The organism is Psychrobacillus psychrodurans, assembly GCF_050209195.1.
GTDB classification, from domain to species: domain Bacteria; phylum Bacillota; class Bacilli; order Bacillales_A; family Planococcaceae; genus Psychrobacillus; species Psychrobacillus psychrodurans.
Genome location: NZ_CP189791.1, coordinates 972,141 through 984,293, shown reverse-complemented (window position 1 = coordinate 984,293; position 12,153 = coordinate 972,141). Strand labels below are relative to the sequence as shown.

Genomic DNA, 12,153 nt, shown 5'->3' with positions numbered 1-12,153 from the left:
CGATTTCTTACTTAAATCTAGCAACTAGCTCATGCATTTTCTCAGCTTCTTCGTGAAGTTCTAATGCCGACTTCATAATTGATTGGATAGCAATGTTTTGTTCATCGATAGAAGCGTTTACTTCCTCTGTAGATGCAGCTGATTCTCCTGCTACTATAGAAATATTGGAAATTGATTGTACAACTACTTCATTACTAGTGACCATTTCTTCCATATCTTCATTCAAGCTATTTAGATTATTTTTTACTTGTTGAATAGACTGAGATAGATCTACGAATGATTGCTTTGTGTTATCAACTGATTTCATTTGTTCATTGGAAATCATAAGCGTTTCGTCCATTTGCTTCTGAGCGGATTTTGTATCTACTTCAATTTCGTTTAATAATTGTTTTACACTAGTAGTGGCAGTTTGCGTTCCTTCTGAAAGTTTACGAACTTCTTCGGCAACTACCGCAAAGCCTTTCCCATGTTCTCCCGCTCTTGCGGCTTCGATACTTGCATTAAGTGCCAATAAATTAGTTTGAGCTGATATATCTGTAATGGTATGAACTATTTGAGAAATTTCTCCCATTCTAGTTGTGAGCTGCATAAAATCTTCTTGTAGGATGCTAATAACCCTTTGGAAATTATCTGTATTATTTGCCAAGTATTGAACACTTGATAGTCCATCATCCTGGAGTTTATTCATAAGAGTAACATCATCTAGTATGACTGTATATTGCTTACTTGTTTTTTCAATGATGGAAGATAAGCTACTTACTTTATCGATTGCCACCTCTGCTTCCTCTGCTTGAATAACCGCTCCTTTAGAAATCTCAGTAATCGCCAAGTTTACTTCATCAGCAGATGCAGTAGTTTCCTCTGTAATTGCACTTAACATTTCAGATGAGTTTTTCATTTGATCGGAGGATAGTCGTGTTTGACTAACCATTTCCTCTAAACTATTTTTCATTTCATTCACATTCTGCGCTAGTTTTCCTAGTTCATCCTTTGTCTCTATTGGTATCAAACTCCCACTTAGCTTACCTTTCGCTATCTCTGAGGTGAGAATCATAATCCTCTTAATATACGAGGTCATTTTACCCGCAAAAAACCAAAATAGTGCAATTCCTATAAGCAATGCACAAACAATTGCAATCACAGATGTATTAAGTACTGCCATAGCTCCCTCATTGAAGTCCATTTCATAAGTACCCGCAGCAATAACCCAGCCCCAGTTTGGATCTTCCATACTATACGTAATTTTTGGTTCTATTTTTTCTGGGTTATTAGGAAGTGGCCAATCATAAGAAACATAGCCTCCACCATCTTTAGCAACTTCAATAACTTCTCTTATAAAATATCTACCATCATCTGTTTGATTGTCATATAAACTTTCCCCTTCTAAGCTTGGATGCACTAGTAATACTCCATTTTCATCCACTACGTAAAAGTAGAAGTTATCCCCATACTTTGCCGGATTTTCTATGTTTCGTGTTCCATCTTCATTTAAGTTACCCAGAATTTTAGAGGCTGCTCTTTGTTGTGCCTCTTCTAACGTTATGTGACCTCCTTCATATTCTTTATTGAGTTCTTCTATCAAATCAAGAATTGCATATGTACCATTTTGCATTCCAAGCTTACCGATTTTTTCTAACTCATTTTTAGACACATTGTAATTGATAATTCCTACAGCTAATAGCGGAAGAAAAATTACGACTATAGCTAATAGAACTAATTTGTTTCTAACAGATCTCATTAGTAACACCCCTTTAGACCCATTATAATAAGAATTTCACGAAAAATATATAGAAAATTTAATATATTCAGATATTTTATCGTTAATTTCGACATAAATAGAGAGAATTCCTGTTATTGAACGGTTCTATTGTCATATCCCATAATAAAATAGATTTTTTTATTCGTTTAATAAAATCAAATTCTATACATACTAGAACAAGTTTAGATTAATAATATGGATCGTGTATTCATATATTTACGAAAAGCCTTTATAGTTAAAAGAAATGAGGACCATGAATGTCGAAGAAAATAATTTGGATTACTATTATTAGTTCATTACTTATAGGTGGAACAGTCTACGCTGCTAGTATTTATAAAAATGTATCTACGACACTCGAGACTATCCACGAACCCGAAATCCGAAAAGTTTCTAACCTTCGAGAAACGGAGGTGGAGCTCGTAGAAAAAGAACCAATCTCGGTATTATTACTCGGTGTAGATGAACGAGAGGCCGATGTCGGTCGTTCAGACACAATTATCGTACTCACCGTTAATCCCTCCCTTGCTTCTATAAAAGTATTGAGTATTCCTAGAGATACATATACGGAAATCATTGGATTAGACAAAATGGATAAATTAAATCACGCTTATGCATTTGGCGGGATAGATATGGCTCTACATTCTGTCGAAAGTTTACTAGATATTCCGATTGATTATGTAGTACAAGTTAATATGGAAAGCTTTTTAGAAATTGTTGATAGCGTTGGCGGTGTGACAGTCGAGAACACATCCGTTTTTGAAGAAAACGGTTATTTATTTGAAAAAGGTCCGATTCATTTAGATGGGGATAAAGCGCTTAACTATGTACGTATGCGAATGAATGATCCGCTAGGTGACTTTGGCAGACAAGCTCGTCAAAAACAAGTTCTTCTAGCCGTTTTAAAGGAAGGAGCTTCATTTAGCAGTCTGCTCCACTATAAGAATTTGTTGGCCACATTAGCGGAAAACATCCGTACCAATATGACCTTCGATCAAATGATGGATATACAAAAAGGCTATAAGGAGGCACTGACAAATATTGAGTCTATTTCGCTGGATAGTGGAAGTGGCAAGCGAATGAATAATATTTGGTATTACGTGCCTGAAGAAGAAGAATTGAATGAAGTGACGATGATTTTGAAGAAGCATTTAGAGATTGAATAGCAGGAAGTTGATTTGGTTGGCTACTTGCGTTTGATTGATCGATACTTGCGGTCGTGCGTTGGTTACTTGCGAACGTGATATATATACTTGCGCACACGATTAAAATACTTGCGGTCAGTTAGCGTTTACTTGCAAAACGGGATATTTATCCATATTCAGTGACTTCAAAAGATGCTGGGACAGAACCCCAAAACAGCATTTTTCTCTGTGAGAAAAATGCTGTTTTTTTTGCTGTGTACAAAACTGATTTCTATTCCAGGGACGCTTTCCACGGACGTGGCCTGAGCCAGTAGTCTCAGGCGTCACGCAATTCCCGTAGGAGTCGCCCCTCCATTCCCCTCAATTTGATTAAATATCCATTATTTAGTAAAGCTTTCTCCTTATCCAATAAAATTTCTACTTCTGTCCCAGTCTCCCTTTTTTATTCCCGTAAACCATTCACAATTAGGTATAACCTCTCCCACCCCTTGAGTATACGTAAACTTAAAGTGCAATAAAAAGACACTAAACAACGTCTAGTGTCTTAGAAATTATTTATTTAATGAAAAGAGGAATTTTTCTAGTCTATTTAATCCTTCCTCTAGCACAGTCATGCTGTAGGCATATGAAATGCGTATGTAGCCCTCTCCATATGTTGTAAATGCACTTCCGGGAACAACCGCGACTCCGCCCTCTTGTAATAGCTTAGTAGCAAAATCAAATGAATTCAATCCATACTTTTTTATCTCAGGGAAAATATAAAAAGCTCCATTTGGCTTTTCAACAGTCACCTCCATATCCGTTAAACGACTATAGACAAAGTCACGTCTTTTCACATATTCAAAGTTCATTTCAGTCGGTGTATCCTTTGCATTTGTTAATGCCTCAATTGCCGCATATTGAGCAGGTAGTGAAGCACAAATGGTGTTAAACGCATGTACCTTTACTACATGTTCCATCACATTTGCTGGACCCATCAAGAAACCAATTCGCCAACCAGTCATCGAATGTGACTTGGATACCCCATGGATATAAAATAATTTATCGCGTATTTCCATATAGCTTGCAAAAGAATGATGCTTTCCAGAGAAAGTGTTTTCGCTATATATTTCATCAGTTAGCACAAATATATTTTTCTCTTTTATAACATCAACTAATCCATCCATCGTCTCTTTTGTTAGAACAACCCCAGTTGGGTTAGAAGGGTTATTGAAAAACATAGCCTTTGTTTTATCCGTAATTAAGTTCGCAAGTCTTTCAGCAGAAGGCTGAAAATTAGTGTCAGTCGTATCTAAATACACTACTTTGGCTCCGCAAAGTTCAATAACAGGTACATACCCAGAATAAGTAGGAGCCGGTAGGATAACCTCGTCCCCTTCTTCTAATATTGTTCGAAATACTGCATCTATCGCTTCGCTAGCACCGTTTGTAATAACTATTTCATTTTGGATATCATACGAGAATCCATATTTATCAGAGAAAAAAGAGTTCACAGCGTTTCTTAACTCCAGAAGTCCTGCATTATGCGAATATCCAGTTAAATTTTGTTCAATCGCTCGAATACCTGCTTCTTTTACAGAAAGTGGTGTTGGGAAATCTGGTTGACCAATCGTCAAATTAATCGCATCAGGATAATGAACTAATTGATTGGAGAATTGTCGGGTTCCAGGGATTTTCAAGGATTGCGCTCGAGGGTTTATTCGTATACTCATCGTATTATCTCTTCCTTCTATTATTTTTCTAGTATGTTTATATGTAAGTATACTGTAAACAGTATCGGTTTATCATTATATTTTGAATTATTTAGAAAACGAAAATGAGATATTTAGAAAGAATCGAGCCTTTTAGAGACACACTCTGTTAATATTATTCACGGTTAGTTTTGGACATTGCAGGATGCTTGTAGCAGCAGTTTTCACTATTTTCAAAAAATGGCCATGCAACATATACTAACGTTGCATGGCCTTTTAAATTATTATTGTGGCATTTGATCAGTTTCGTGACTAAATTGCCATTCGATGCCGAATTTGTCTCTTAGGGATCCATAACATTTACTCCAAAATGTTTCTTGGAGCTCCATGCTTACTCTACCGCCCTCTTTTAGTGCGTTAAATGCAGATTTAACCATATCTTCTTCTTTACTAACAAAAGCCAAACTGATATTATTTCCTTCCATAAAAGGTGATCCTGGAAATGTATCAGAGAACATTATATTGCTACCATTAATATTTAAGCGAGTGTGTAAAACTAAATCTTTTGCTTCCTCAGGCAGTACATAATCAGGGTTTTGTGGTGATTCACCAAATGTCATAATTTCTGGTTTTTCTGTCTTAAATACTTCTGCATAAAACTCTGCAGCCTCTCGACAATTCCCGTTGAAAGTAAGATATACATCTATAGCCATTTAGAACACTCCTCTTTTCAAATAATGTTATTATTCAAATAATAAAATAACAACCTTATTGTAACATTGGACCGTCTATAATAACATAAATTTTTAGTAAACTTTATCTCCATTGAAAATAGAGTTTTTCACAATTACATAATCTACATTGCGAATCGATTCTAATTTATTACCACCAGAATAAGAAATAGAGGATTGTAAGTCTTGTTCCATTTCTCTTAAGGTATCTTCCAGTGGTCCTTTATACTCTACAAACATTTTCTTGCCTTCAACATTTTTCTTTTCGCCTTTTTGGAATTCAGATGCAGAACCAAAATATTCTTTATACTGTTTGCCATCCTTTTCCACTGTAACACCAGGAGATTCTTCATGTCCTGCAAATAGAGATCCAATCATAACCATGGAAGCCCCGAAGCGAACGGATTTTGCAATATCACCGTGTGTACGAATTCCACCATCAGCTATTATTGGCTTGCTAGCTGCTTTCGCACACCAGCGTAGTGCAGCAAGTTGCCAACCACCAGTTCCAAATCCAGTTTTAATCTTCGTAATACACACTTTCCCTGGACCAATACCAACTTTTGTTGCATCTGCTCCAGCATTTTCTAGCTCTCTCACAGCTTCTGGAGTACCTACGTTACCAGCGATGACAAAGCTCTCCGGTAAGTGTTTTTTTAGGTGTTTAATCATATCAATTACTGCATTGGAATGACCATGTGCAATATCTATAGTAATGAATTCAGGTATAAGTTTCTCTTCTACCAACTGTTCAACAAAAGCGTACTCTTCCACTTTGACTCCTACACTAATAGAGGCAATTAATCCACGTGACTGCATACTCTTGATAAACGCAATACGTTTTTGTGGTTCAAAGCGATGCATAATATAAAAATACCCTTTTTCAGCTAAATAATTTGCAATATTTTCATCTATAATTGTCTGCATATTAGCAGGTACTACTGGCAATTTAAATGTATGCCCTCCAAGTGTGACTGTAGTATCACATTCAGATCTACTATTTACCACACACTTTGCCGGAATTAATTGAATATCTTCATAATCGAATACGTTATCCATCATTTACACTCCCAAATACGAATATTTATTATCAATTGAACTGAAATGTTCGTCCATTTGGTAATTTACATCATATTTAGTAGTATGTCAATCTTTATGGTGTTCATGTGTCATATTTTAATGAATCTTCTCTCGCTTGTTTAAGTCTATATGCATTTCGATTACTTTGATACGATCACTTAATTCTAAAACTGCCTGCATAATTTGGTGCTGATCAGCCTTTGACATATATGTATATCGTTCCATCTGATCAACCGTTGCCTCTACCTTTTGTATACTTCGATTCATTACTTGAACTAGATATTCGACAGTCATATTTTATCTACTCCTTTCATTTCTTTTATTGTAACTATTTGTTAAGATGTTGCAATTATCAGAATTAAAAAAATAAATAAAACTATGGAATTTCTATAACTTTTTCGATCAAAGAATTCATTTTTATAGCGATTTTTGATATGCAAAATAATTTTTTGATGTTTCATGTCATATTTTATTTTTGAATAATATAATAATAGAAAGGATATGAGGAGGAGATTTTCTATTAACCCAAATCCAGTTGAACAAGAAGAAATGGATTATAGAAATGACTTAGATATACAAGCGTCCCTTCATATGATTTGGGAGGGAGCACCTGTTTCACCATTAGATACGGAGAAAGAGGCGTTAGATCCACACTAATTTCCCCTACAATTGTAGGGTTTTTTGATTTGTTTTAGTGGCTAGAACATGATAAGTTGGTTGATATTAGCTTTAACTAGAGGAGTAAAAAAATGATAATAAAAAAAATGAACTTGCGCCATTTAAAAATGACAATGAAGAATCCATTCGTCACTAGCTTTGGAAGTATGCAGGAGAAAGAGTTTTTCTTATTAGAAGTATTCGACGAAGATGGCAATTCTGGTTGGGGCGAATCTGCAGCTTTCCAAGCTCCATGGTATACAGAAGAAACAGTTCAAACAACCTTACATATGATTAGAGATTTTCTTATACCACTGTTATTGAATAAAGAAATCAATCACCCCGATGAAGTTAGTGAAATTTTTACCCCAATCCGAAAAAATAATATGGCGAAGGCTACTGTTGAAGGGGCTATTTGGGATTTATATGCAAAACGTAACAAACAGTCTCTAGCGCAAGCTCTTGGCGGAGTTGCAAAAAAAATTGAAGTTGGTATTAGCATTGGCATCCAAACAAGTACGGAGAAGCTCTTAGAAGTAGTACATCATTATATTGAAGAGGGCTACAAACGCATAAAGGTGAAAATTAGACCAGGATATGATATCGAAATGATTCAAAAACTTAGAGATGCATTTCCTCACGTTCCTCTCATGGCAGATGCGAATTCCGCTTATACTCTAGATGATATAGAGCTATTAAAAAAACTAGACGACTATCATTTACTTATGATTGAACAGCCTTTGGCAAGTGATGATATTGTTGATCATGCTAAGTTACAAAAACAGTTGAATACCCCTATTTGCTTGGATGAAAGTATACTCTCTGTAGAAGATGTACGCAAGGCGATTGAGCTTGGTAGTACGAAAGTAATTAATATTAAGATTGCTCGTGTTGGAGGTCTAACTGAAGCAAAGAAAATTCATGATTATTGTATGGAAAAAGGTATTCCTGTTTGGTGTGGTGGAATGCTAGAGGCAGGTATCGGACGTGCGCATAATATCGCTCTTACCACCCTGCCAAATTTCGCGCTACCAGGTGATACTGCAGGATCTTCTCACTATTGGGAGGAGGATATCATTTCCCCGGAAATAGTAGTGGTGGATGGTTACATTGAAGTTCCAAAAGGATATGGAATTGGCTTCGAACCGAATATGGAGGTAATTGAACGTTATATGTTAGATTCGATTGTATTCGAATAGTATTGTAATCCTTGTTTGGGCAAATAAGAAGAACCGGGCAATAGACTCCCGGCCCTTTAAGAACATGAACATAGATATGCCGTTGATTGTAGCGAAGAGCGGACGCTTTCCGTGGGCACGACTTCAGCCGCTTCCTTTGCTCCTGCGCAAGCTCGTCGCAAAAAAGATTTTCGCTACGCTACGCTCCGTCCAGGGTCTTCAGCTCGGGCTGCACCCATTGGAGTCGCTGCCTAAGCTCCAATCTTTGTAATATAATTTATATTTTCCATACTAAAAAATCCTTTCACTACTCTAATAGCGAAAGGATTTACTTCTATTACTTTTTCACGTCCACAATACGACCTTCTGTTTTATTGTTAACTGTTTTTAACGTTTTCAACTGTTCTTGAAGGTTTTCCCAGTCTGAAAGTCCAAGGTCTGTAACACGACCCTCTTTATAGATTTTTTCAAATACATCATAGCTATCGCCGCCTTTAGCTGTAAACGCATTTGTGGCTACTACATATTTTTCACCATCTTTAATATCCACAAACGATCCATCCGCTGCTTTGTATTTGATTGATACTACACGTTCTCCAGCAGGTTTCGAAGAATCGAACTCTACTTTTGCACCAGCAACGTGTAAGAAACCACCATTCTCTTTTGGATAAGATTTAAAACTAATTTCAAATGCAGATTTTAGTTCTGCTCCAGTGATTTCCATTGTAGCTAATGTATTACCGAACGGAAGAACTGTAATTACCTCTCCAACAGTAATCGGACCTTGTCCAATTTCTGCTCGAATTCCACCACCGTTTTGTAATGCCATAATAACTTTGTTATCGTATTGTTTTGCTTTTGAAAGCATACCATCAGTAATTATATTTCCAAGAGCAGTCTCATTTTTACGAACACTCGGCTTAGTATCATCACCATCTGTACGAGGTAATTGTAATTCTTCTTCTGCAACTACACCAATTTCTGTTTTATTGATTGCATCTATTTTATCCGAATATGTTTTTAATAAAGTAGCTGCTGTAGGATCTTCTACTTGATCTTTAATCTCAACAAGTTCTCCAGCATGTCCGACTATTTTACCGGCTTCATCAAAATCTACGTCTAGTGTCCCTAAGAATTCACTATATTGTGAAGCTTGTACGATAATAGTAGGATCTTTTTCCTTACCAGTACTATCTTTTTCTACTAGTACCGGCTTCTCTAACTTAGTATGGCTATGTCCACCAACTATTACATCAATGCCATTAACAGCAGCAGCTAGTAACAAATCATTATCCACTGTAGGGTTGTCATCATATCCAATATGAGTAACTGCAACAACTTTATTGACACCTTGTTTCTCAAACTCATCAACCATTGTTTGAGCTGCTTTTATATAATCAGTAAAAGTTACATCTTTCGGACTGGATATATTAGCAGTTTCTGCAGTAGTTAGACCGAATAATCCAACCTTCTGGCCGTCTATTTCTTTAATAATACCACTATAAATTTGTCCATCTTTTGGTTCTGTTGATACATTTACATTAAATAGCCCTTTTAAATTAGTATCTTTTGAAAAATCAACATTCGAACTAACGAATGGGAAGTTAGATTTCTCAATAAATTCTTTTAATGCTTTATGTCCTTCTTCGCTACTACCTAAATCAAACTCATGATTTCCAAATGTCATTACATCATAATCCATTAGCTTCATTAATTCTAAATCTGCTTGCCCTTCAAATTCATTGAAATATAAAGTACCTGAGAAGACATCTCCAGCGTCGATAAGTAGAGAAGAAGGTTTTTCAGCTCTCACTTCTTTAATAGCCGTTAAACGTTTAGGTGCTTGTGTTGTACGTGCATGTGTATCGTTTACATGCATTAACGATAATGTAAAGTCTGCTTTTACTTGTTCACTAATATTTTCAACATATACAAGTAATTCTTTTATAATTGGAGAAGAATCACTAGGTAATTTTTCTATTAATAGATTGATAGATTCAAGTACTTTTAAAGCTTCTTGTTCTTTATTTGCAGCTATGTAAGCTTCAGCTTCCTTCGCTTTCATAAATATAGTAACTGGCACCATTAATTCATCCCGCTTTTGGTTTGCTGGTTCTTTATATTGTTCTAGTAATAGATCACGAGCAGCTTTCCCAGTAAAACGATACAAAATAGCAGTACGGGTTTTTAACTGTACAGAAAGTTTATGATATGCTTTCTCTATCTTAACCCAATCTTTACTTGTTTCTGCTTGTTCAATTTCTTTCATAATTGGAGCTAAGTACTTGTCAGCATAGTTATAAGCATCAATATAAGGAATAATGCCCTTAGTTACACGTTCGTGATATAGCTCATCTAAATTTTTTAGTAATAAATCTTTGTTTTTTACATTGGATTTAACGATTTCATTTCTAGCTTTTTGGTAGTTTGCTTTAGCAGTGTTCAAAGCGGGGTAAAGGTTCTTGCTAGCCGCAAGTTTTCCAGCTTGTGCTGGGACTACATAGGAATAAGCTGAGTTTTTAATATCTTTCCTTGCATTGTCAACTACCTCTTGTAATGAGCTATTTGCAAATGAAACGCTTGAAACAGAAAATAATGATGTTGCAATTACTACAGCTACAGCTGATTTTTTCATCTTACTATTTCGCATGTCCTGCCTCCTAAAAATGATTTTGAATAATTAATTAATGATGGTAAAAATTACTCACTATCTCAAAGTTAACTTACTATTTTACAAATGGCAAGTTAATTTTCTGATAATTTGACAGGAGATTTCATATAGATTTATATGTATTAAATAAAAGTATCTTTCCCCTCCCTCTGTTTGATAGAAATTTGTCGAACTATGGCTAAAGGAATACTATTTCCACTGTAAAATGTGTTATAATGAATCATCAAAACAGAGATAGGAGCATTACAATGTTAAAAGATTTTTTTATGGCTTTGTCTGAGAATCAAATACTAAATGGTGCGGCAAAAAAATATGGTTTAAAAATGGGTGCTCAGCATGTTGTGGCTGGAACAAACATAGAAGAAACAATAGAAAGTATTAAAAAGCTGAACGCAATGGGTATTTCTTGTACAGTCGATAATTTGGGGGAATTTGTCTTCGAAAAAGAAGAAGCATTAGCTGCTAAAGCACAAATTATCGCAGTAATCGAAGCAATCGAGGAACATCAAGTAGATGCACATATTTCTTTAAAACCATCACAGCTTGGTTTAGATATTGATTATGACTTCGCTTTAAATAATTTAAAAGAAATTGTACAAACTGCACATAAATATAATACATTCATCAATATTGACATGGAGTCTACCAAACATTTACAACCATCTTTTGATATTTTGGATGAGCTTTCAAAAGACTACGATAACGTTGGAACTGTTATTCAAGCATACTTCTATCGTGCAGTTGAGGACATTCAAAAGTATAAAAACTTCCGTCTACGTATCGTAAAAGGAGCTTACAAGGAGCCTGTGGAATACGCATACCAAACAAAGGAAGAAATTGACAAAAACTATATAGAACTTATAGAATGGCATTTATTAAATGGTAAATTCACTTCCATCGCTACTCATGATCATAATGTGATTAACCATATTAAACAGTTTATCAAAGACAATAATATTCCTTATGATAAATTCGAATTCCAAATGTTATACGGTTTCCGCACTGAGATGCAACAACAACTTGCAAAAGAAGGCTATAACTTCTGTACGTATGTACCATTTGGACAAGACTGGTACGGCTACTTCATGCGTCGACTAGCAGAGCGTCCTGCAAATATGAACCTTGTTGTAAAACAAGTTTTCAATAAGAACACGAATACAATGATAGGTCTAGCTGCTGGTGCATTTGCACTTGGGCGTTTAACGAAACGTAATAAACGTAAATAATGAAGAAGTTGTCTCCCA

10 protein-coding genes are annotated in these 12,153 nt (G+C 35.5%); 4 read left to right on the top strand and 6 right to left on the bottom strand.

Annotated features, from left to right (window positions below; genetic code table 11):
- Positions 1-7 precede the first annotated feature (7 nt).
- On the bottom strand, positions 8-1,738 hold the full coding sequence (locus ACQCPR_RS04585; protein WP_427138329.1) for a methyl-accepting chemotaxis protein: 1,731 nt from the start codon (positions 1,736-1,738) through the stop codon (positions 8-10).
- 278 nt (positions 1,739-2,016) lie between these two features.
- Between ACQCPR_RS04585 and ACQCPR_RS04580 the strand changes: the two genes are divergently transcribed.
- The gene (locus tag ACQCPR_RS04580; RefSeq protein ID WP_427138328.1) at positions 2,017-2,922 is read left to right on the top strand and encodes an LCP family protein; all 906 of its coding nucleotides are present in this window, start codon (positions 2,017-2,019) and stop codon (positions 2,920-2,922) included.
- A gap of 530 nt (positions 2,923-3,452) precedes the next feature.
- Here ACQCPR_RS04580 and ACQCPR_RS04575 read toward each other — a convergent pair.
- The 4 genes from ACQCPR_RS04575 to ACQCPR_RS04560 all read right to left on the bottom strand — a co-directional run bounded on the left by ACQCPR_RS04575 (position 3,453) and on the right by ACQCPR_RS04560 (position 6,697).
- Positions 3,453-4,613, bottom strand: a complete 1,161-nt coding sequence (locus ACQCPR_RS04575; protein WP_427138327.1) for an aminotransferase class I/II-fold pyridoxal phosphate-dependent enzyme — start codon at positions 4,611-4,613, stop codon at positions 3,453-3,455.
- 263 nt (positions 4,614-4,876) lie between these two features.
- Positions 4,877-5,305: a VOC family protein gene (locus ACQCPR_RS04570; protein ID WP_093496611.1), complete on the bottom strand. Its 429-nt coding sequence runs from the start codon at positions 5,303-5,305 to the stop codon at positions 4,877-4,879.
- A gap of 93 nt (positions 5,306-5,398) precedes the next feature.
- Complete coding sequence (gene guaC / locus ACQCPR_RS04565; protein ID WP_427138326.1) at positions 5,399-6,382, bottom strand: GMP reductase; 984 nt, start codon at positions 6,380-6,382, stop codon at positions 5,399-5,401.
- 117 nt (positions 6,383-6,499) lie between these two features.
- Positions 6,500-6,697, bottom strand: coding sequence for a hypothetical protein (locus tag ACQCPR_RS04560; RefSeq protein WP_427138325.1), 198 nt, complete (start codon positions 6,695-6,697; stop codon positions 6,500-6,502).
- Positions 6,698-6,904: 207 nt separating this feature from the next.
- Here ACQCPR_RS04560 and ACQCPR_RS04555 point away from each other — a divergent pair, with 207 nt between their 5' ends.
- Together ACQCPR_RS04555 and menC are read left to right on the top strand one after the other, a co-directional pair.
- Positions 6,905-7,060 carry a hypothetical protein gene (locus ACQCPR_RS04555; protein WP_241595445.1) on the top strand — a complete coding sequence of 52 codons (156 nt, stop codon included), beginning with the start codon at positions 6,905-6,907 and terminating at the stop codon, positions 7,058-7,060.
- Positions 7,061-7,152: 92 nt separating this feature from the next.
- Positions 7,153-8,259 (top strand): o-succinylbenzoate synthase, encoded by a 1,107-nt coding sequence (menC, locus tag ACQCPR_RS04550; RefSeq protein ID WP_427138324.1) that lies wholly within the window; start codon positions 7,153-7,155, stop codon positions 8,257-8,259.
- A 316-nt stretch (positions 8,260-8,575) separates the two neighbouring features.
- Here the strand turns inward: menC and ACQCPR_RS04545 are convergent, their stop codons facing one another.
- On the bottom strand, positions 8,576-10,888 hold the full coding sequence (locus tag ACQCPR_RS04545) for a 5'-nucleotidase C-terminal domain-containing protein (RefSeq protein WP_427138323.1): 2,313 nt from the start codon (positions 10,886-10,888) through the stop codon (positions 8,576-8,578).
- Positions 10,889-11,157: 269 nt separating this feature from the next.
- Here ACQCPR_RS04545 and ACQCPR_RS04540 point away from each other — a divergent pair, with 269 nt between their 5' ends.
- Positions 11,158-12,135 (top strand): proline dehydrogenase family protein, encoded by a 978-nt coding sequence (locus ACQCPR_RS04540; protein ID WP_093496616.1) that lies wholly within the window; start codon positions 11,158-11,160, stop codon positions 12,133-12,135.
- The last annotated feature ends 18 nt before the right edge of the window (positions 12,136-12,153 follow it).

Excerpts from the sequence above, each read along its gene's own strand:
- ACQCPR_RS04585 (WP_427138329.1), bottom strand. The coding sequence starts at position 1,738 with ATGAGATCTGTTAGAAACAAATTAGTTCTATTAGCTATAGTCGTAATT.
- ACQCPR_RS04580 (WP_427138328.1), top strand. The coding sequence starts at position 2,017 with ATGTCGAAGAAAATAATTTGGATTACTATTATTAGTTCATTACTTATA.
- ACQCPR_RS04575 (WP_427138327.1), bottom strand. The coding sequence starts at position 4,613 with ATGAGTATACGAATAAACCCTCGAGCGCAATCCTTGAAAATCCCTGGA.
- ACQCPR_RS04570 (WP_093496611.1), bottom strand. The coding sequence starts at position 5,305 with ATGGCTATAGATGTATATCTTACTTTCAACGGGAATTGTCGAGAGGCT.
- guaC (WP_427138326.1), bottom strand. The coding sequence starts at position 6,382 with ATGGATAACGTATTCGATTATGAAGATATTCAATTAATTCCGGCAAAG.
- ACQCPR_RS04560 (WP_427138325.1), bottom strand. The coding sequence starts at position 6,697 with ATGACTGTCGAATATCTAGTTCAAGTAATGAATCGAAGTATACAAAAG.
- ACQCPR_RS04555 (WP_241595445.1), top strand. The coding sequence starts at position 6,905 with ATGAGGAGGAGATTTTCTATTAACCCAAATCCAGTTGAACAAGAAGAA.
- menC (WP_427138324.1), top strand. The coding sequence starts at position 7,153 with ATGATAATAAAAAAAATGAACTTGCGCCATTTAAAAATGACAATGAAG.
- ACQCPR_RS04545 (WP_427138323.1), bottom strand. The coding sequence starts at position 10,888 with ATGCGAAATAGTAAGATGAAAAAATCAGCTGTAGCTGTAGTAATTGCA.
- ACQCPR_RS04540 (WP_093496616.1), top strand. The coding sequence starts at position 11,158 with ATGTTAAAAGATTTTTTTATGGCTTTGTCTGAGAATCAAATACTAAAT.